Annotated in this window: 18 protein-coding genes and 1 pseudogene; 10 read left to right on the top strand and 9 right to left on the bottom strand. The window is 57.7% G+C overall.

The features are described from left to right. The first annotated feature begins 5 nt into the window (after window positions 1–5). From A7A08_RS14460 to A7A08_RS14450, 4 genes are all read left to right on the top strand, one after another. Window positions 6–809 (top strand): family 1 encapsulin nanocompartment shell protein, encoded by an 804-nt coding sequence (locus A7A08_RS14460; protein WP_069096181.1) that lies wholly within the window; start codon window positions 6–8, stop codon window positions 807–809. 303 nt (window positions 810–1112) lie between these two features. After that, window positions 1113–1982, top strand: coding sequence for a GGDEF domain-containing protein (locus tag A7A08_RS17215; protein WP_083226828.1), 870 nt, complete (start codon window positions 1113–1115; stop codon window positions 1980–1982). Between the two features lie 2 nt (window positions 1983–1984). Then, on the top strand, window positions 1985–2224 hold the full coding sequence (locus A7A08_RS17210) for a GGDEF domain-containing protein (RefSeq protein WP_083226827.1): 240 nt from the start codon (window positions 1985–1987) through the stop codon (window positions 2222–2224). A gap of 163 nt (window positions 2225–2387) precedes the next feature. After that, a complete protein-coding gene (locus A7A08_RS14450) occupies window positions 2388–2876 on the top strand; it encodes a helix-turn-helix domain-containing protein (RefSeq protein WP_245290958.1) in 489 nt (162 codons plus the stop codon). 106 nt (window positions 2877–2982) lie between these two features. Here the strand turns inward: A7A08_RS14450 and A7A08_RS14445 are convergent, their stop codons facing one another. Then, window positions 2983–7083, bottom strand: a complete 4101-nt coding sequence (locus A7A08_RS14445) for a tail fiber domain-containing protein (protein WP_069096178.1) — start codon at window positions 7081–7083, stop codon at window positions 2983–2985. Between the two features lie 235 nt (window positions 7084–7318). On the opposite strand from A7A08_RS14445, the gene A7A08_RS14440 reads away from it, so the two are divergent. From A7A08_RS14440 to A7A08_RS14420, 5 genes are all read left to right on the top strand, one after another. Further along, window positions 7319–7621 carry a hypothetical protein gene (locus A7A08_RS14440; RefSeq protein ID WP_069096177.1) on the top strand — a complete coding sequence of 101 codons (303 nt, stop codon included), beginning with the start codon at window positions 7319–7321 and terminating at the stop codon, window positions 7619–7621. Between the two features lie 417 nt (window positions 7622–8038). Next, window positions 8039–8716, top strand: coding sequence for a response regulator transcription factor (locus A7A08_RS14435; protein WP_069096176.1), 678 nt, complete (start codon window positions 8039–8041; stop codon window positions 8714–8716). Between the two features lie 12 nt (window positions 8717–8728). After that, a complete protein-coding gene (locus tag A7A08_RS14430) occupies window positions 8729–9691 on the top strand; it encodes a sensor histidine kinase (protein ID WP_069096175.1) in 963 nt (320 codons plus the stop codon). Between the two features lie 234 nt (window positions 9692–9925). Beyond that, window positions 9926–11275, top strand: a complete 1350-nt coding sequence (gdhA, locus tag A7A08_RS14425) for an NADP-specific glutamate dehydrogenase (RefSeq protein ID WP_069096174.1) — start codon at window positions 9926–9928, stop codon at window positions 11273–11275. Window positions 11276–11424: 149 nt separating this feature from the next. Next, complete coding sequence (locus A7A08_RS14420) at window positions 11425–11856, top strand: SLAC1 family transporter (RefSeq protein WP_169823018.1); 432 nt, start codon at window positions 11425–11427, stop codon at window positions 11854–11856. Window positions 11857–11987: 131 nt separating this feature from the next. Here A7A08_RS14420 and metB read toward each other — a convergent pair whose 3' ends face one another. From metB to A7A08_RS14395, 6 genes are all read right to left on the bottom strand, one after another. After that, window positions 11988–13160, bottom strand: a complete 1173-nt coding sequence (gene metB, locus A7A08_RS14415; protein WP_069096172.1) for a cystathionine gamma-synthase — start codon at window positions 13158–13160, stop codon at window positions 11988–11990. 20 nt (window positions 13161–13180) lie between these two features. Then, window positions 13181–13813 carry a peroxiredoxin gene (locus A7A08_RS14410; RefSeq protein ID WP_069096171.1) on the bottom strand — a complete coding sequence of 211 codons (633 nt, stop codon included), beginning with the start codon at window positions 13811–13813 and terminating at the stop codon, window positions 13181–13183. Window positions 13814–13856: 43 nt separating this feature from the next. Then, window positions 13857–14117 carry a hypothetical protein gene (locus A7A08_RS17675; RefSeq protein WP_425349038.1) on the bottom strand — a complete coding sequence of 87 codons (261 nt, stop codon included), beginning with the start codon at window positions 14115–14117 and terminating at the stop codon, window positions 13857–13859. After that, entirely contained in the window at window positions 14114–15574 is a 1461-nt protein-coding gene (locus tag A7A08_RS14405) for an NADPH-dependent assimilatory sulfite reductase hemoprotein subunit (protein WP_425349037.1), read from the bottom strand. Before A7A08_RS14405 ends, A7A08_RS17675 begins: the two co-directional genes overlap by 4 nt. Next, window positions 15564–17399: an assimilatory sulfite reductase (NADPH) flavoprotein subunit gene (locus tag A7A08_RS14400; protein WP_069096170.1), complete on the bottom strand. Its 1836-nt coding sequence runs from the start codon at window positions 17397–17399 to the stop codon at window positions 15564–15566. Before A7A08_RS14400 ends, A7A08_RS14405 begins: the two co-directional genes overlap by 11 nt. 159 nt (window positions 17400–17558) lie before the next feature. Beyond that, window positions 17559–18170: a 5-formyltetrahydrofolate cyclo-ligase gene (locus tag A7A08_RS14395; protein ID WP_069096169.1), complete on the bottom strand. Its 612-nt coding sequence runs from the start codon at window positions 18168–18170 to the stop codon at window positions 17559–17561. A gap of 174 nt (window positions 18171–18344) precedes the next feature. Here A7A08_RS14395 and A7A08_RS14390 point away from each other — a divergent pair, with 174 nt between their 5' ends. Then, window positions 18345–19190, top strand: coding sequence for a LysR family transcriptional regulator (locus A7A08_RS14390; protein ID WP_069096168.1), 846 nt, complete (start codon window positions 18345–18347; stop codon window positions 19188–19190). A gap of 29 nt (window positions 19191–19219) precedes the next feature. Here A7A08_RS14390 and A7A08_RS14385 read toward each other — a convergent pair whose 3' ends face one another. Together A7A08_RS14385 and A7A08_RS16380 are read right to left on the bottom strand one after the other, a co-directional pair. After that, window positions 19220–19567 carry a DUF488 domain-containing protein gene (locus tag A7A08_RS14385; protein ID WP_069096167.1) on the bottom strand — a complete coding sequence of 116 codons (348 nt, stop codon included), beginning with the start codon at window positions 19565–19567 and terminating at the stop codon, window positions 19220–19222. A 286-nt stretch (window positions 19568–19853) separates the two neighbouring features. Then, window positions 19854–20119, bottom strand: a pseudogene (locus A7A08_RS16380) (carbonic anhydrase); the annotation flags it as partial.

The raw sequence follows: 20119 nt of genomic DNA, 5'->3' as shown, positions 1-20119 counted from the left end.
AACACATGAATAATCTTCACCGCGAACTGGCGCCAGTCTCGACCGAGGCTTGGGAACAGATCGAAGAGGAAGCGACGCGGACCTTGAAGCGCTATCTCGGTGCGCGGCGGATGGTTGACGTTCAAGGACCGAACGGGTTCGACTTTTCTTCCGTGGGGACCGGGCACACCGTCAAAGGCTCATCCTTCTGCGAAGGCCTTGAAGTTTCCCGGCGCGATGTGAAGCCGCTGCTCGAATTGAGAGTGCCGTTCCAGCTCACCCGCGCCGCCATCGACGATGTGGCTCGCGGTTCGAACGATTCAGACTGGCAGCCGCTCAAGAACGCGGCCAAGACAATTGCCTTCGCCGAAGATCACGTCGTATTCGAAGGCTACCGTGAAGCCAGCATCGAAGGGATGCTGCACACATCCAGCAATCCCGCTATGGCGCTACCGGATAACCTCGACAATTACCCCGAGGTCATTGCCGCGGCGGTGAATCAACTCCGTCTCGTGGGCGTGAACGGACCCTACGCGCTACTGCTCGGTGCCGAACCCTATACGGCACTGACCGGCGGCAGCGAGGACGGCTATCCCCTGCTGAAGCACATCCAGCGTTTGGTCGATAAGGAGATTGTCTGGAGCCCAGCCATCAAGGGAGGTGCCGTTATGACTACGCGGGGCGGCGATTTCGACCTTTATCTCGGCCAGGATATTTCAATTGGCTATCTCAGCCACTCGGCCGAAGAGGTAACGCTCTATCTGCAAGAAACGCTCACCTATATGACCCAGACGTCCGAGGCGGCCGTGATTCTGACGACCGGAACCTAGTCTGGCTTTCTATCCTGTACGCACGAGTTTCAAATAACGACGGCTTGTCGGTTTAGGCTTGCCAGCATCCTGAACTAACCGATTCGACACCCTGATCTACCGCTATGATTGCAGTGACAGTCCTCTCTCCAATAATTGAGAGAATTCGAATTCCATAAATTCGATTACCGCCGGCCTACACAACTACGATTTTGATCGGCGTCAGCGGGATGGTGTTCTCGTCGTGGTACTGGATTTTTATACACTTTATATAACGATCATTTTGCTCTCGATCTCGCTCGCGGCGATCTGGGCCACGATCGGATGGCTATATCGATCGTTTTATGCGGCTCGGATCTGGTGCGCGGCATGCGCCCTCACCGCCTTCGGCGGTCTGCTACTTCCCTTTCAGCATACAGCTGCAATCCCGGTCGTACCGGGGGCTGCCGGCAATGGCTGGTCATTCTGGGATTCTGGCTGTTCTGGTTGGGCCTGCGCCGGTTCTACGACGTGACAAGCGGCTGGACCTTGGCCATCTCAGCAACCGTCTTATGCGTGTTGCTCACGGTCGCCCTCTACGAAAGCGCCGAAGCGCGTGCTCTCATTTATGCGATCGGTCAGTCGATCCCGATGGTCCTAAGCATAGCGTTTCTTCTGCAACGTTCCTCGCGTGCGGCCGGAGCGATTATGTCATGCATCGGGATCGGGATCGGACTTGCAGGCCATAGCGTTGTCGTGGCGATGAATGTGGCCTTGGCGGTTGGTCAACCGCCCGTCATAGCTATGGCCGCTATCGTATCCATATCAATGCTGAGCGTCATATTCAGCGGTGTCCTCTGGAACTTCGGCTTCGCGGTGATGACGATCGAGAGGCTGCGCGATGAGGTTTCCGCTTTGGCCCATATAGATCCGCTTACGGGATTATGGAACCGGCGCAAGTTCGATGAGCAGCTAACATTTGAGAATGCACGATCAGCTCGCAATGGCAGGCCCTACGCCCTGTTACTAATGGACCTCGATCACTTCAAGTCCGTTAACGACCGGCTCGGACACAGGGGAGGCGACGCAAGCCTGGTTCATTTCGCTCGTGTCGCAAAGTCCTGTCTGCGGAAGACTGACGTTCTCGCCAGACTCGGCGGTGACGAATTCTGTGTCCTGATGGCTGAGACGTCGGATTCTGAGGCGCACGCGTAGGCATGCGTATCGCACAAGCTCTGCGAACCGATCCGCTGCATTACGGTCAGGATGAAATCGAATTATCGTGCAGCATCGGCATCGGAACATGGTCATCAGAGATGATTGAGAACCCCGATGGTGCATTTGCCGAAGCCGACAGTGCTCTCTATTCGGTGAAATCGAATGGGCGGAACGCGATCGCTACTGCACCGCCGCTCGTTGGATCTGACGGAGCCACTTCACATGTTCTGAAATCCTAGCTGAAGGTCTCGACAAACTCTCGAGACCGAAGAGGAGCCACCCAGTTCGGCGAGGAGCGCGCCCACGTTATCGCCCTAAGTGACGTCAGCCCATTTGACGGTTCTCCGACAGCATCGACGTTGTTCTGCCCACCAACCGGCCACGTCTCCGAGTGCAGGCGCAGTGTATAGCGCCCAAAAATTGACTCTTAGTGGCGGCAAAAAACAGTCTCATTACAACTCCATCATCAAATTTTTAAGCCGCATTCATTCGATGCCCAAAGACTCACCGCATTTTACTGACGTCGTCGTGGGCCGGAACGTCAGATTTCACCGCCTTGCAAAGGGCATCTCCCAGATCCGTCTTGGTGATCAGATCGGTGTCACCTTCCAACAGATCCAAAAGTACGAGCGCGGAGCCAACCGTATCGGGGCAAGCCGATTGAAACAGATAGCGGAGGTACTCGAGACATCGATCCAATCGCTGTTTGAGGGTCTTGAGAACCAAGCCAACGATGATAATGCCGTAGTCGCCTCAAACCTCATTTCCGATGCGAAGACCCTACGGCTGGTGCAGGCCTTCGCAAAAATTCAGCGAGCCGATCAACGACGAGCCATCCTCCACTTGGTGGAGAAACTTGCTACGACTACTCGAGCCCCAAAGCAGAAGTAGGTTGCAAACCCACCGCGTCAACGCAGCGGAGCTTAACCGACCAGCAGGACGTGCGATTCTCCGTGCTGCATTATTGGGATTGGATAGAGCGTCTCGCAGAAGGCTCTCAATGGCCCGCTGCACTGGCACACCGTGCGGCATTGATACGAAATCGCAGAGCGTCGATATTCTCCTTCGCCGCCTTCAACTCTACTCGAAGCGTCTCAATCTGCTCGCGAAGGTCTTGATGTTCGGCACGGAGTTTTCGGTCTTCGATTCGCAGGTCTGCCACGATTGTCAGAACCCACTCCCGCAATTCCTGAATAGCCTTCACGATCGGCGCGATAAGGCCGATATAGTTGAGGCTCTTGGTACCAACTTCATCCGCCTCAGTAGCCACCAAGTCGGGAAACACCGGCTGTACATCCTGAGCGATGAAGCCCAACTCAATAGAGGTCCCCTCTCCATTCATGCGGAAGCTCACCGGTCGTAGCTTGAGCAGTTTATCCAGCGAGCGTCGTTCTAGGGGCTTGATATCCGTCTTCAGGCGCTTATCCGACGCATCAGTCAGCTGGCCGCCGTAGCGTATGTTACCCGCGATGTACAGCGTGGTTCCGGACACAAGGGCGGTGCTGACGGTGCCTACAGTCAGCAAGCCAGCGTTCTTGTCGTAGGTGAAGGTACTGTCGCCTCCTAATGTGCTCCCGCCGTCGTTGAACTGGACTTCGGTATCGTTCCCACTTGCGCCACCGCTTCCACCTGTCGTGGCGCTGGGCACCCAGCTTGCGCCGTCGAACACCAGCGCTTGCCCCGCTATGGCCCCGCCGATGTTCACGTCGCTAAGGCTGGCGAGGGTCGCCACGCCGGTGGAGAGCTGACTCCCATAGCCATTGTATCGGCAGAAGGTGACGGCGACGTTTTTGGGGCGGGTTTCATCGCCACCAGCAGGTTGGACCTGCGGACCGGGTGAGGTTGCGGCTCGTCGGCCGGCAGGAGATGCGGTGACGGTGCTGAACTCATCACCTCCTTCGAAACTCATATTGTGCCTGTGACTTCTGAACTCGTCCGCTTGGACACTCCCGGGTAGGCGGGTGCCATCCGGATCGTTCCCCGCACCGTTATCGATTCCTCGCAGGAACCGGCCGCGCGATGGCGTGTACTCAGACCACCCGGTCGGGCAGCTGCTCCGTGCGAAGGCCGCGATGGTCCCTGTCGGCACGCCGATGCCGATATTGCTCCAGTCGGTGCCATCGCAGACCTGCATCGTGCCGCTGGTGTAACGCATGGTGCCGGTCGCACCTGTCGCGCAGACTAATGGTGTCGTGGCGCTCGAGAGCTGCACGTAGGTGCCGGAGATGTTGGTGCTGCTCACCTTGCCGGCGGTGAGATCGGCGCCCACGGTCAGCCTGGGCAGGTAGCTGGCCCCCTGCCCCAGATACCCCCAGCTGGTGCCACCGCTGCTGAGGCTCACATAGCTCGTGGCGCTGTTGGCGATGATGGCGGTGGTGCCGGAGGTTATGCGATCGGCGTCCGGGATTTGAACCGCATCGGTCGTGCTGATGACCCAGCTGGAACCGTCGAAGCGCAGATAGCTGCCGATCGATGCGCCGGAGGTATCGACGTCGGTGAGGTCGTCCAACGCGGAGACAATGGCGGCTGTATCGCTGGCGATCCAGGTGCCACCGCTATAGGTGAGCACCTGACCGTCGGTGGCACCACCGACAGAGACATCGGAGAGACTGGCAAGTGCTGCAGCCCCCGCCGTTCCGATCTCGCTTCCATAGCCGTTATATTGGCAGAAGGTGACGGCAACGTTCTTGGGACGGATTTCGTCGGCGGCGCCGTATTTGGAACTTGACTTCGATGCATCGAAGTTTGCGGTAGAATACCGGGTGCCGCTGCCACCCGGTTCGAATGACCCGCCCGAACCGCCGTTCAGCGATTTGAAGGCACCGCCCACCGATAGGAAGACCGGACGGGCGGAACCCGAAGCCAGGCTCCCGGTAATATTCGGCGCGGCGTCGCCCTGCGTGTCACCGGGTTCGCGGGTGCCATCCGGATCGTTCCCCGCGCCGTTATCGATCCCCCGCAGGAAGCGACCGCGTGACGGGGTGTATTCGCTCCACCCGGTCGGGCAGCTCGAACGGGCGAACGCAGCAATGATCCCCGTCGGCACGCCGATGCCGATATTCCTCCAGTCGGAGCCATCGCAGACCTGCATGGTACCGCTGGTGTAACGCATGGTGCCGGTCGCGCCGGCATTGCAGGTGAGCACCGCGGTCGCGCTCGAGAGCTGCACGTAGGTGCCGGAGATGTTCGTGGCGCTGATCGTGTCGGCCGTGAGGTCCGTGCCAATAGCCATCCTGGGCAGGTAGCTGGCCCCCTGCCCCAGATAGCCCCAGCTGGTGCCCCCGCTGCTGAAACTCACATAGCTGGTAGCGCTGTTGACGATGATCGCGGTGGTGCCAGAGGTGATGCGGTCGGTGTCCGGAATCTCGATCGCCTCGGTCGTGCTGGTGACCCAGTTCGAGCCGTCGAAGCGCAGATAGCTGCCGGCCGATGCGCCGGAGGTCTCGACGTCGGAGAGATCGTCGATGGCCAAGACGGTGGCGGCGGTATCGCTGGGGATCCAGGTGCCTCCGCTATAGGTGAGTACCTGGCCGTTGGTGGCACCGCCCACCGAGACATCGGAGAGGCTGGCAAGTGCTGCGACGCCTGCCGATCCGATCTCGCTTCCATAGCCATTGTATTGACAGAACGTGACGGCAACGTTCTTGGGGCGGGTTTCGGAACTTGTGCGGGCTGCATCTGAAAGGTCGAAATTCACGCTGCGATAACCGCCGTTTGATGCTGTCGGCCCACCATTGTTGGTCGAGTTTGAGAGACTGAATGGCCCGCTCGCGCCATTGACCCTCATTCCATTTCCTAGGTTGAAGCCGCCCGCTACATTCTGAAGCGTATCCTCCTGAATCGATCCAGCCGACCGAGGCCAATCCGGATCGTTCCCCGCACCGTTATCGATTCCTCGCAGGAACCGGCCGCGCGATGGCGTGTACTCAGACCATCCGGTCGGGCAGCTGCTCCGTGCGAAGGCCGCGATGGTGCCGGTCGGCACGCCAATGCCGATATTGCTCCAGTCGGTGCCATCGCAGACCTGCATCGTGCCGCTGGTGTAGCGCATGGTGCCGGTCGCGCCCGCATTACAGCTAAGCGTTGTCGTGGCGCTGGAAAGTTGGACATAGGTACTGGAGATGTTGCTGCTGCTCACCTTGCCGGCGGCGAGCTCGGCGCCGATGGTCAGCCTGGGCAGGTAGCTGGCCCCCTGCCCCAGATAGCCCCAGCTGGTGCCGCCGCTGCTGAGGCTCACATAGCTGGTGGCGCTGTTCGCAATGATCGCGGTGGTGCCTGAGGTGATGCGGTCGGTGGCCGGAATCTCGATCGCCTCGGTCGTGCTGGTGACCCAGTTCGAGCCGTCGAAGCGCAGATAGCTGCCGGCGACGCTTCCCGAGACCTCGACATCGGTCAAATCCGCAAGCGCGGTGGCGATCGTGCCGCTCACCAGGCTCTTCCAGCCCTCTCCCGTGCAGACCTGCAACGTATCGCCGACATGGCTGAAGCGGATGGTCCCCGACACCGCGCTGGAGCATTCCAGGCCGCTCGTCCCCACCTGGATGGCGTCGGTGGCGGAGATGGTGCCCGAGACATGGAGCGTGGCGGAGGGAGATTTGGTGCCGATACCGACCTTGCCGCTGAAGTAGCCGGTCGTCGCACTCATCCGGTCGGTGGCAACGCTGATCCCATTGGCCACCAAGACCCCGCCGGGGGTGAAGTAGCCGGTCGTCACGCCGCCGGTGGTGATGCTGATATAGCCGGTCTCGGAGATCGCGACCATGCCGGTCGTGCCCGAGGTGATGCGGTCGCCGGAAGCGGCGATCACGCCGGTGAGCTCCGAACCGTCGCCGACGAACCTGTCGGCCGAGATTGTGCCCGTCGCCGAGACGTTCCCGGTCACCGAGACATTGCCCGTCCTCAGAAGACCCGTGGCGTCGACGGTTGGGGTATAGCTGGGACAGCCGATATCCGTGGGCCGGCTCCCCTCCCCGATGCAGAGCCTGTTTGCATTCACGCCGAGCGTGCTCGAGATCGTCGTGAAGCTGCCCCAGTCCTGCGCCCATGCCACCGCCGCCCCGGCGAGGCCCAGCACCAACAGGACGGCGATACGTTTCACGAGATCGAGTCTACGGCGTTAAGCCGTATACTTCAGCGTGGCAACGCTACGTGATTGCTCAAACGCGCGGCACTCACAAAAAGACCCCCGCCAAGGCGGGGGCTGTGCACGGCAGAATAATACCGCAATAACTGCAATAATATAAGCATCGTCACTTCGTCAATATAATATAAGTTCCAATGATTACTTGTTGTGCTATTCTGAAATCATGGATCTAGAGAAGCAACGCGCTGAATTGGAGGCCCGGATTGCCTCTCTCATCGAACGCGACGCCATCGATCGCCAAGCTGCCAAAGGGCACCTGCTCTCCTTGATCGCAGAAGCGGCCCGTTATATCCGCACGCTCACCGGCACCGAGCCCCGCCCCTGCCAGACAGCTCTGGTCCGAGCGATGACGCTCGCCGTATTCGCTACCAATGTCGAGGCCGCCCTGAAGCTCGTGACGAAGGCCGTAAAAGATGCAGAACAGCTCGCCGCCATCGCCGAAGCCAAGGCCGAACAGCGCGACTCTGCCCCAAACGAGACGCTCCTTCATTAGCGCCCATGGATCTCAAGGCGCTGCACGAGGCATTGGAACAAGACCTGGAACGCCTCGCCCGAGGGTGAGGCCTTCGGTCACGACGCCTATATCGGCAAAAAGGTCTGCCCGATGTCGATTGCCTGACATCGGGCAAACCGAGCGTCCGAAATCGCGCCGGACAAGGTGAGGAATAAACACTTCCGTTCACATTCAGCCCTCGATCCATGATGTGTGGCAGTAAAAATCATCGATCCGTGTGGGCCGGCTGAGCGCTTTCAGAAGATAGCCACCATCACATGCTAGCAATCGAACCTTGGGCTCTGCTCTCATAAAGCTTACAAATTCTGTAATGATCCACTTCCGCGGTCGAGACGGGCCAGGTGACTGGAAGCAAATCCTACCCGGAACGAAGCCTCGGCTTACTAAGGAACAGAGATGCGTATCCTGGTTGTCGAAGATGACGAAGAAGCAGCATCGCTCATTATCGATGGACTGAGTCAAGCCCGGCACTCGGTAGACCTGATCGCGAATGGTCGAGATGGCCTGGTGTTGGGAATCCAGGAAGAATACGACCTCATCATTTTAGATAGAATGCTGCCCGGCCTCGATGGTCTCTCAGTCGCCAAATCGCTCCGCAGTAGTCAGATCGTCTGTCCCATTCTCTTTTTGACCGCTCTAAGCAGCATCAATGATCGCGTGCAGGGGCTCGAAGTCGGAGGAGATGACTACCTCGTGAAGCCGTTTGCGATCTCCGAGCTTCTCGCTCGGGTCAATGCACTCGCACGCCGTCCCCCGATGCGTGCCGAAGATGATGTACTTAGAGCCGGAGATCTCGAGTTGAATACAGCCACGCGCAGCGTCACACGACAAACCAGTCGGATTGACCTCCTACCGCGTGAGTTCGCCCTTCTTGAGGTGCTTTTACAGAACAAGGGGCGTGTCGTGACGAGGACGATGCTGCTGGAGAGAGTCTGGGGTCTTCGGTTCGAACCAAAGACGAGCGTCATAGAGACTCACATCTCTCGATTGCGGGCCAAGGTGGATCGAGACCCCTTTTCTCCACTGATCCGCACAGTTCGCGGTAGCGGCTATTGCGTCGATAGTGGTGAATAAGCGAAGGCAATTATGAAAAACCTATGTACCAGCATCTCGGTGTTGCTGCACACGTCTGCCCTTGCCATCGCGCTTTTGCTTGGGATCCTTGGCTCAGCTGGTGTGCTAGCCGCTCTTTATCTCTATTCCCGTTACAACAGACATCTGAACCGAATCACATCGACGCTCACTCATGTCGCGGCGGGCGACTTAGGAGCACGCATCCCGATCACCACATCGAGCACCGGACTCGGCAGGACAATGGCCGAGATTAACGTCATGCTCGATCGGATGCAGTTGCTGATCCAAAACCTCAACAATTCATCGGCAGAAATCGCCCATACGCTGAAACATCCTTTGATTCGATTGCGCAGTCAGCTGGAGCACGCAAGCAACCGCGGGGACGAGAATATTATGAGTATATTGGAAACATCGGTTCGCGAGATCGACTCTATGCTGGGCATGGTCGATTCCATGCTCGACATAAAACAGATCGAAGCAGGTCATTTGCGCTCACGGTTCATGAAGACGAGCCTCAAAGGCCTAGTGAACAAGCTCATGGATGTCTACGAGCCCGTCATCCAGGATGCTGGGCAGATTCTCAACAAAGAACTGACAGCAGGCGATGGGAGTATTTTAGGCGAGCCAGAACTCTTGTTCCAAATGCTCAGCAACCTCATCGAGAACGCCATCCGGTATTGCCCGGCGGGCACAACCATCACCATTTCTCTCACAGAGAATGGCAACCGGACTGGTTGGATTATTGTCATCGCAGATGATGGACCGGGAATGACCTCAGATGATCGAGAACAGGTCTTTACGCCTTTTTTCCGACCAGAAGCCACACTTGGCGTGGCGGGGCATGGGATGGGAATACCCCTCAGTGCAGCTATTGCGAAGCTTCACGACGCCCAGCTCGAAATTGCCGATAATGAGCCCGGCCTGAAGGCTACAATAAGCCTATCTACTACGCAGCGAGCATCGCTACCGGGGTGACAGCGCCAGAGCGCTCATGGATCGCAGAGGCTATGCAAGGCCACCTACGGGATGCGGCGGTTTGGCCGCCGGACATTTACGCTCATCGCTTCGGACAACATCCCTTCCCCCTCTAAACATTTTTTGACAGTCGCGCTTATTTTTTGGGCATTTCTAGCTGCAAGCTGCCCGTGCATTGCGGTACTACTGTTTACATCCTGCCTAGAAATTACGCATTCTCATCAGAGGAGATCGATGCCTAGTCTCGACGAAAAGCTCGAACCCATTTTTGACGAGGTCTGTCGCAGGAATGCCGGAGAGCCGGAATTTCTTCAAGCGGTTCGCGAGGTACTTGAGAGCCTGGGACGGGTAGTCGCCAAACATCCCGAATACGCCAACCATGCCTTGATCGAGCGGATCTGCGAGCCTGAACGTCAGATCATTTTTCGAGTTCCTTGGACGGACGACCAGGGTCAAGTCCACATTAACCGTGGCTTTCGCGTTCAGTTTAACTCTGCCCTCGGCCCGTACAAGGGAGGGATTCGCTTCCACCCTTCCGTCAATCTCGGGATCATCAAGTTTCTTGGCTTCGAACAAATCTTCAAGAATGCCCTGACGGGCTTACCAATCGGCGGCGGTAAAGGGGGATCCGATTTCTCTCCGAGAGGTCGCTCGGACTCCGAAGTCATGCGGTTCTGCCAGTCATATATGACTGAACTCTCCCGCCATATCGGGGACAAGACAGATGTGCCGGCGGGCGATATTGGAGTGGGCGGACGTGAGATTGGTTACATGTTTGGTCAATATAAGCGGCTCACCAATCGCTACGAGGCAGGGGTCCTAACGGGCAAGGGGCTATCTTTTGGAGGCTCGCGGGCGCGGACCGAGGCCACCGGCTACGGCAATACGTATTTCGTTCAGTCGATGCTGGCCACGAAGAACGACAACTTCGACGGCAAACGCGTGGTCGTCTCTGGCTCCGGCAACGTCGCCATTTACACCATCGAGAAGGTCGAATCGCTAGGGGGAACGGTCGTTGCCTGCTCGGACTCCGGCGGCTACGTCCTGGACGCGAAGGGAATCGACCTCACGCTGCTCAAGAAGATCAAGGAGAGCCGTCGCGAACGCATCTCTGAATATGCACGCCTGAGAGGCGACCATGTCGACTACATTGCCGGCGGCTCAATCTGGGAGGTGCCTTGCGATGTCGCCATGCCCTCCGCAACCCAAAACGAACTTAGCGGTAAAGATGCCAAGATGCTCATCGAGAATGGGGTCATCGCCGTGGGCGAAGGGGCCAATATGCCGTGTACGCCCGAAGCGATCCGACTCTTCAAGGAGGCCGACGTACTCTTCGGTCCGGGAAAGGCGGCAAATGCCGGCGGCGTCGCCACGTCGGCTCTTGAAATGCAGCAGAACGCTTCGCGCGACAGCTGGTCCTTCGAGCAGACGGAGATGCGGCTGGCCTCGATCATGCGGAACATCCACGACAGTTGTGCGGCCACGGCCGATGAATATGGCGCCCCTGGCGACTACGTCCTCGGCGCCAATATCGCGGGCTTTGTGCGTGTCGCCGACGCAATGAGCTTCCTTGGCGTAATTTGAAGCACCGGCATTCGACAGGTGAAGTTCTTTTGCGCTGGAATTCAGCGAGCTGATCCCGACAAGTTGGAGACGCTCCATCTGGCTTATTTCGCGCTTGTCATGGCCACCGGCATTGTCGCGCTCCACGCATCTGCACCAAGTGTCGGTCTTTGCCGATTCTGCTTTTGTGGCTAAATGCGGTCTTCTTCGGCTCATTGATCTTTCTGACACTAGCCCGGGCGCTACTTCGCCCAGGCGCCTTCATGGCCGATCTCAAAAGTCACACTCGCGGCGTTGGCATCTTCACTCTAGTAGCCGCGTCGGCCATGTTCGGCAGCCAGTTGCTTATTCAGGCGGACGCGCCGAGCCTGGCCAGCGTAATTTGGGCGGTAGCCGCAGCTCTCTGGCTGCTGGTAACCTACGGCCTCTTCGCACTACTCACGGTCATTCCAAAGAAGCCAGCACTGACCGATGGTTTAAATGGGGGATGGCTCGTTAGCGTTGTCGCAGCCCAATCCCTAGCGATCCTAACGATTCGTTTGATCGGTGTCGAAGGTGCCGACGGCTTCAGCTTTTCCTTGCCGCCTTGGTATTGTGGCTAAACGGAGGCGCTCTCTACCTGCTCCTGATCACACTAATCTTCTTCCGGTACACGTTCTATCCGATGTCACCGGAAGATCTCACGCCTCCCTATTAGATGAGTGCCTCGCGAACGATGCGATCGAGCTTCTCCTCAAGCTGCTGTCCGATCTTGGATTGCGCCGAAGCCTTCTTCGAGATCTGTGATCAAATCATTAACGGCTTCGACCCCTATGGATAGGCGGAGAAGGCCATCGCCGATCCCGGCCGCCTCGCGCGCCGACGCACCCATGCCGAGATGCGTCATGCTCGCAGGATGCGCGGCCAAGCTCTCCACGCCACCAAGAGATTCCGCTAAAGTGAAAACTGAAAGGGCCTCGACGAATGGTCGAACGGCAGCGACTCCTCCCTTCAGCTCAAAGCTCAGCATGGCTCCGAACCCGCTTTGCTGACGTCCCGCGATCCTGTGTCCGGGATGATCCGGCAGGCCCGGATAGTGAACCACCGAGACCTGGGGATGCTTGTTTAAGTAGCTGGCTATGTGTTTGGCGTTCGACTGTTGCCGACCCATTCTTGGGAACAATGTCCGAACTCCTCGAAGCGTTAGATAGGAATCAAAGGGTGCGCCTGTAACGCCCGTGATGTTCGCCCAGGAAGCGAATTCTTCGACCTCGCTAGCCTCAGCACAGACCAGCGCCCCACCGACGACATCGGAATGACCATTCAAGTATTTTGTTGTGGAGTGAATGACATAGTCGGCCCCGAGAGAAAGAGGACGTTGTAGCGCTGGTGTGAGAAACGTGTTGTCGACAGCTACCTTGGCACCGACGTCTTTTGCCCGCTTCGAGATCCGTTCAATGTCCACGACCCTCATCAGGGGATTGCTCGGAGTCTCTATCAGGACCAACGCTGGATACTGCTCCATCGCAGCCGCCAGAGCTGTCTCATCGGCCTGATTTACGAAGCTGACGGAGAAATGCCCTCGCTCACTTCTATTGGCCAGAAGGCGATAGGTGCCGCCGTAACAATCGTGCGGTGCGACGACAAGCTCATCTGCCGAAAGGCGACTGAGAAGCAGGTCGACTGCAGACATTCCAGAGCAGGTAATGATCGCTCCACTCCCTCCTTCCAGTCGAGCGATCGTATCGGCCAGCAGGGCACGGCTAGGATTTGCGGTCCGTGAGTAATCGTAGGGCCCACTTCTCTCGAAGCCTTCGAACGCAAACGTGCTCGACAGGTATATTGGAGGCGTGACGGCACCATAAGTCTCGTCAGTAGCAATACCATTGCCGGCAGCGACAGTTTCAGGCTTGAGATTGCGCTTCATGGCGTTTCCTATCGATGAGATCAATCCGGCAGATCGACCATACGGAGATAAGGTCTCAACGCTCGCCAGCCCTGCGGGAACAATTCTTTCGCCTGTTCATCGGTAAGCGCTGGCGAGACGATTACGGAGTCTCCCGGCTCCCAATTTACCGGGGTCGCCACTTTCGACTTGTCGCTGAGCTGGATGCTGTCGATGGCGCGAATGATCTCAGCAAAATTTCGCCCTGCACTTGGTGGATAGACGAGCACCAACCGAATGCGCTTCGCGGGGTCGATGAGAAAGACCGCCCTGACGGTCACGGCGGGATCGGCCTCCGGGTGGATCATCCCGTATAGCGAGGCCACGCTCTTATCTGCGTCGGCCAGAAGTGGAAAATTGAGGGCGTGCCCCTGCGTTTCTGAAATATCCTGCTCCCAGGTCGCGTGACTGTCGAGCAGATCGACAGACAGCCCGATCGGCTTGACGTTTCGCTTATCCCACTCGGGTTTCAAACGCGCGACCTCGGCCAGTTCCGTGGTGCAGACCGGCGTAAAGTTTTTGGGATGACTAAAGAAGAGTCCCCAGGAATCTCCCAGCCACTCATGGAAACGGATCCGGCCCTCCGTGCTTTGCTGTTCGAAGTCCGGTGCGATTTGTCCCAACTCTAATGACATGAATCTCCTTTCACTCTTGCCGGCGCGAAGTGTCCGCTCCGATTCATTGTTCCGAAAGATAGCCGGCACGTACCACGAAGTCGCCGAGATGCTCCGATGCTTCCCGCTCGGAGGCATAATGAGCAATGACGCTTGCGAGCTTTTCGAGAATGGCCTCCTCTCCGACATTCTCCAGCACCAAACGATTGAGGCGCTGCCCGTGGAATCCTCCGCCGAGATAGAGGTTGTATTTTCCGGGAGCCCGGCCTGTGAGACCGATATCGGAAATGTAAGGCCGCGCACAGCCATTCGGACAACCGGTCATACGGAGCGTGATAGGCTCGTCATAGAGACCGTGATCATCGAGAATGGACTCAATCTTTGGAATGAGCGTCGGTAGGTAGCGTTCTGCTTCCGCCATGCTAAACCGCAAGTCGGTAGCGCCACGCAAGCCATGGAGTTCAACCGCAGTCCGCTTCCACGGTTCAGGTTGGAAAGCCCATTCGCTTCAAGCAAGCGTTCGATTTCATCCAGCTCACCTTCAGAAACCTTCGCTATGATCAGGTTCTGGTTCGGCGTGACCCGGAACTCTCCCGTATGGACTTCCGCGATCTCTCGGACACTGTCTAGAAGCTTCGTCTCCTCTCGATTGATGAGCCTGCCACTCTGAATGAAGAGCGTGAAGTGATGGAACCCATCACTCCCATTCTGCCAGCCCAGAACGTCACCGTTGGAGGTGAAGATGAAGGGATGAGCCGGCGCCAGATCGAAGCCGAGGCGGGCTTCAATCTCGGATTTGATCCATTGCAGCCCTTTGTCGTCGATGGTGTACTTGAAGCGGGCGCGAGCGCGATCGGCACGATTGCCGTAATCTCGCTGGGTCGACATAACGGCTTCGATCATGGGGAGAACGTCCTCGACCTCCACAAAGCCGATGACGTCAGCAAGACGAGGATATGAGTTCGGATTGCGGTCGATCCGTCCCATGCCGCCGCCAATAGCGACGTTGAAGCCGACCAGCTTGCCCTTCTCGACGATAGCGATAAACCCGAGATCCTGAGCGTAAACGTCGATGTCGTTGGTCGGTGGCAGGACGAAACCAATCTTGAACTTGCGAGGCAGATAGGTCTTTCCGTAGAGCGGCTCCTCCGGCCCATACGGAGACCGCCGTTCCTCTCCGAACCAGATCTCTCGATACGCTCCAGTCTTGGGAATGGCCCAATCGCTCGCGTCCTTCGCAATCGCGTATACCTGCGCATGAAGGTCGGACAAAGAGGGATTGACCGAGCACATCACGCCGCGGCAATCGTCTCCACACGCCGCTTTGGTGTCGAGCAGAACCTCGTCTAGCCCCTTCATCAGCGAAGGCAGATTCCGCTTCTGAACGCGGTGAAACTGAAAGGTCTGTCGGGTGGTCAGACGCAGGCTCTCTCCACCGTAGTCGCGAGCTAATTTGTCGAGCTTGAGCCATTGGGATGGACTGCAGACTCCGCCCGGAAGGCGCACGCGGGCCATAAAGGAGAAGGCCGGCTCCAATCGCTGGCGCCTGCGCTCATCCCGAATATCCCGATCATCCTGAAGATAGAGCCCATGAAACTTCATGAGCTTGGGATCTTCGCCGGGAACTGCGGCGGTAAGCGGATCGACGAGCCCCTCCGCAATGCTTCCTCTAAGTTGATCGCTCGCCGACTTCAGCGTCTCGTCGGGGTGCAGCTTTTCCAGAGGCTGAGAGAGGTCGGCGCTACGATCCGACCGAGTGGAGCCTGCGGAGCTAGTAGACATCAATCTGATAGCGGCTGTCGCTCTGCATCGCGCCGAGATACTCGGCCGCCGACACGTCGCTGTGTCCGCCCTCCTGCTTCAGGATTTGGGTAAGCGTCGCGTGAATGGCCGGAGCGAGATTTCGTCCCCCGCAAACGTAGAGGGTCGCACCCTCTTCGAGCCAGGCGAGAACGTCCCGAGACCTTTCCGCCAGGCGATGTTGAACATACGCCTTGGCCGATTGGTCTCGTGAAAAGGCGACATCCATCTGGTTCAGACGTCGGTCCCTAAGCCATTGCTGCCATTCGGTCTGATAGAGGAAATCGGTATGGAAGTTTCGCTCGCCGAAGACGAGCCAAGAACGTCCCGAGGTTCCGCGCACCTCCCGTTCCTGCATGAACGCACGGAACGGCGCGACGCCCGTGCCAGCTCCCACCATGAGTATCGGCGTGTCATCCGCCGCCAACCGAAAGCGGGGGTTGGGCTGGATGTAGACCGGAAGCATGGCTTCCGTCTCACAAAAATCCGCTATGTGGCCCGTCGCGATACCGCTGCGCTCCTCTCCGTTCAGCGGATATCTCACAGTGGCAACAGTCAGATGCACCTCATCTGGTGCGAAGGCAGAGCTCGAAGCAATGGAATAGAGGCGCGGACGCATTTGGCGCAAACCCGCGATGAACTCGTTCGGATTGATACCCTTGGCCGGAAACCGACTGACGATATCAATAATGTGGTTGCGCTCCAGAAACGCCGCACGCTCCGAAGCTTGCTCTTTACCGCGCAAGGCGTCGAGCTCTTCCGCCTCCGTAAGCTCGGCCCATTTGTTGATGAAGCGGGTGGTTCCAGACGTGAGCTCGAAGCTTTCGGACAAGGCGACATCCAGGCGACGCGGTTCGCCGTCAATTACGATCTCGGCGTCGGCCGCCATTTCGAGGCTCTCGAGTATCTTCTCCACCAATCGAGGATCGTTGCGGGCGTAGATTCCGAGCGCATCGCCAGGTTCGAACCCTAATCCTGACCCCTCGACGGAGAGCTCAACATGCCGAGTCTCCTTGCTCGAGCCACGCCCCGTTAATACGAAATTATCGATCACACTCGCTTCGAATGGATTGGACTGATCGAATATGGCGGCGGACGCTGGGTTAAGAGACGAGATGTCGTCCGCCGCCCCGTCACCGAGCTGGGCGCGGTCGTTCGACTCTTTGAGCCTTTCCGTGACCGTTCTGATCCAGTCGGCAGCGGTATCCTCGTAATCGACGTCGCAGTCGACGCGATTGACAAGACGCTCTGCACCAAGCTGTTCGAGGCGACGATCAAGCCGCTTGCCTGCTTCACAAAATTGCTCGTAGGTGGAATCCCCAAGAGCCAGAACCGAATAGCGAAGATGGGGGAGCTCAGGCGCCTTCTTGCTCTCCAGGAATTCAAAGAAGTCGAGCGCCGTCGCGGGAGGGTCACCCTCACCATGGGTGCTCGTAACGATCAACACATCATGTTCGCTCTTGAGCTCGCGCGGCTTGTAATCCCCCATGGCTTGCAAGGAGATATCACACCCCTCTACTCGCAACCCGCTCGCAAGCGCGGATGCAAGTTCGCGACTATTGCCCGTCTCGCTGCCGAAAAGTATTGAGATGGGCCTCGCCGCGACTTCGCCGTCGGCACCCTTACCGATACTCTTCCCGGAAGGCAGTTGGCCGGAACTTCCGGCCTCTCTAAGCCGATAGTCCATCCCCGCGAAATAGCCGCTCAGCCATAGAGCCTGCTCAGGGCTCAGGCTGTTGGCCAATTCCTTGATGCGGCTCCACTGCTGTTCCGAAAGTCCAAGACTCTGAAAATCTAACGCGCTCATTGCAACCCATCGATAGAAAAGGCCCAGCGGGCCTGCACCTGACCGGCCGCCCGGAGCACTGTTGCGCCCGAGATCCGTTCATGCAAACGAATATAATTCGTTCTTTAAAGCAATTTTCTTGCATCATCTTGCGATGGCCCGCGGAAAGATCGCGGTGCATCAACGATCAAACGTCAGTATCTCGGTTTGCGTAATGACGACATCCATCGGGATATCGTAGGCCTGCGGATGGATCGTCCGGAGTTTCGATTCTCCATAACCTACCCCTACGATCACGGGCCGGTTCTCCAACGCAGCCAATGTCCGATCGAAATATCCGCCGCCGTAACCCAGTCGATAGCCCGACGTATCAAACCCCACCAGCGGCGCGATAATGACGTCAGGGAGAACGTCGGATCCTTGAGCGGGATGAAGAATATTCCAAACGCCACGTTCGAGCGGATCACCGTCCCGCCATGCTCGGAAATCGAGCGGCTTGTTCTTTGCCACGACGACAGGAAGGGCCGCGCGGCCAGCTCCCCTATGCAGGGACTTCAACCAAGGGCGAAGATCCGGCTCACCCTTGCACGGCCAATAGCCGCTAACCGTCAGATCCTTCACTATCGGCAGAAATTGGTTGAGCTTCTCTATGATCTGTCGCGCGTAGAAGCCTCGGATCTCCGGGCTCAGAGAGAGCCGCTCGTCGATCAACCGATGGCGTTGTATCTGTCTCCACCGCTGCAGATGATAAGGCGGCTGCTCCTCCTCGTCGGAGGAGTCGAACAGTTCCAAGAAGCACGGAGGTGAGGAAAGTCGGCTCTGTCGCATCTTCGCAAACGCTGATTGTCGCCTTTCGGCACGGGCGATGACGGAACCTATTGTGAGGATTCTCTTGCTTCAGACAAGCGAATATAATCAATCGTTGAGTGCAATAATTCTGCATCATTCCAGTTGAGGGGACATTCTTTGGACATCGAGCTAGCACGCACTTTTCTAGAGATCGTGCGCACCCAAAGTTTTATACGTGCCGCCGAGCAACTGAACGTTAGTCAAACGACGGTAAGCGCGCGCATTCGGTCCTTGGAAGAGAAGCTCGGAAAGCGGATGTTCGTGCGCAACAAGAGCGGGGCATCCTTGACCCCGGAAGGACAACAATTCCTACGCTACGCTCCGACATTTCTTCAACTCTGGGAGCGAGCTCGCCACCAGGTGGCTATTCCCGAAGGTCACCGCGCATCTCTCGCAGTCGGTGGCGAGCTGATCCTATGGCATCCATGGATGCTTGAGTGGCTGCACTGGATGCGTCATACGGCTCCGGAGATAGCGCTACGCATCCAGGTAGATCTTCCAGAGTCGCTGATGGAGCAGGTTACGGCCGGCGTGCTCGATCTCGCCATCATGTATGCACCACAATATCGACCGGGCGTCAGAGTTGAGTTGCTTCTGGAAGAAAAACTCGTCCTGGTCAGCTCCGATCCGGACATGCGTGACTGCGAACCTGAGAAATATGTCTATGTCGATTGGGGCCCGGAATTCGCGAAGCAACACGCGATGGCGTTCCCCGAGATCAGCAACCCACCAATCGTCGTGGGGGGATTGGGCCTGCTCGGTCTGAACTACATCGTCCAGGGCGGTGGCTGCGGATATTTCCGCAAGAGGATGGTCGAGACACATCTCCGCTCCGGCCGGCTGCATCTTGTGCCCGGCGCTCCGAGCTTTTTCTACCCCGTCTACGCCGTTTGTTCCGCTCAAAGTGACGATGACTCCCTAGATATTGCCTTGGAAGGCTTGCGGCACGTCGTCCAGGAATGACTGAGGCGACGCCGACACACCCCGCGATTCTATTTCAGCTTCTCCAGGTACTCTTTTAGCACCCTTGCGTGGGTATGGGCCTCGTCCTTGGCCCCATACAGAAGTACAAGTTTGTCTTTCCCTACACCCTCTAGCAACACTCTCACGCGCTCTCGATTCTGACTGAGCTCATGCAAGTATTTCTTCCTGAAATCGGCCCATTTCACCGGATCGTGGGAAAACCACTTCCGCAGCCCATCCGAAGGGGCACAGTCTGTCCAGTGAGCATCGAGATCAACGTCCTTTTTCGAGATTCCACGAGGCCACAATCGGTCCACTAACACTCGATAGCCAGAAGGAAGCGGCCTTTCATAAATCCGGTGTATTTCTATTTGCATCTTCTAACACGAAAGGTTGGACGATTAGTTGTTCTATGAATTCACCCTCGCCTCGTTGCGTGGACTGGTGTCACCCCTACCGGAAGCAGGTTCTGGCGTTAGGCGGGAAGTTCTCGCCCTCTCCACCGAATGAAAACGACCTCGCCGCGTTACAATTATCCGCTAGCTTCGTTGCCTTCTGCTGCGTTACTACATACACCATGCTTCTTAGCGTCTGAAGGAGCTCTGAGTGGCCAACTCTTCTTGTCGAACACACCGAACTAAGTGACGACTCGCTTCGAGCGATTTACCCTGGCACGCTTGCCACATCCTCGACAATCGGCACGAAGCAGCCATTCGCAGTGTCAAGCTGGACGAGCTTATTATCTCCAATATCGAGGTGCAGCCCGTGCAGGGAGACGAGCCCTTGCGCCTCGCGCTCCTTCAGAGCCGGGAAGCTGCGCAGCTTCTTCAGCGAGGAGCGCACGCCGGCGAGCTCCAGCGCCATCTCTTCGCCGTAGGTCTCCACATCGGACTTATCCAGCTCGACGCCTTCCAGCAGGGTCATCCAGC

The organism is Methyloligella halotolerans, assembly GCF_001708935.1.
Classification (GTDB): Bacteria; Pseudomonadota; Alphaproteobacteria; order Rhizobiales; family Methyloligellaceae; genus Methyloligella; species Methyloligella halotolerans.
This window is presented reverse-complemented; position numbering and strand designations above follow the sequence as displayed.

Coding starts and splice junctions, on each gene's coding strand:
- A7A08_RS14430 (WP_069096175.1), top strand. CDS start 8,729: ATGAAAAACCTATGTACCAGCATCTCGGTGTTGCTGCACACGTCTGCC.
- A7A08_RS17215 (WP_083226828.1), top strand. CDS start 1,113: ATGGCTATATCGATCGTTTTATGCGGCTCGGATCTGGTGCGCGGCATG.
- A7A08_RS17675 (WP_425349038.1), bottom strand. CDS start 14,117: ATGACCGGTTGTCCGAATGGCTGTGCGCGGCCTTACATTTCCGATATC.
- A7A08_RS17210 (WP_083226827.1), top strand. CDS start 1,985: ATGCGTATCGCACAAGCTCTGCGAACCGATCCGCTGCATTACGGTCAG.
- A7A08_RS14435 (WP_069096176.1), top strand. CDS start 8,039: ATGCGTATCCTGGTTGTCGAAGATGACGAAGAAGCAGCATCGCTCATT.
- A7A08_RS14460 (WP_069096181.1), top strand. CDS start 6: ATGAATAATCTTCACCGCGAACTGGCGCCAGTCTCGACCGAGGCTTGG.
- A7A08_RS14400 (WP_069096170.1), bottom strand. CDS start 17,399: ATGAGCGCGTTAGATTTTCAGAGTCTTGGACTTTCGGAACAGCAGTGG.
- metB (WP_069096172.1), bottom strand. CDS start 13,160: ATGAAGCGCAATCTCAAGCCTGAAACTGTCGCTGCCGGCAATGGTATT.
- A7A08_RS14385 (WP_069096167.1), bottom strand. CDS start 19,567: ATGCAAATAGAAATACACCGGATTTATGAAAGGCCGCTTCCTTCTGGC.
- A7A08_RS14410 (WP_069096171.1), bottom strand. CDS start 13,813: ATGTCATTAGAGTTGGGACAAATCGCACCGGACTTCGAACAGCAAAGC.
- A7A08_RS14405 (WP_425349037.1), bottom strand. CDS start 15,574: ATGTCTACTAGCTCCGCAGGCTCCACTCGGTCGGATCGTAGCGCCGAC.
- gdhA (WP_069096174.1), top strand. CDS start 9,926: ATGCCTAGTCTCGACGAAAAGCTCGAACCCATTTTTGACGAGGTCTGT.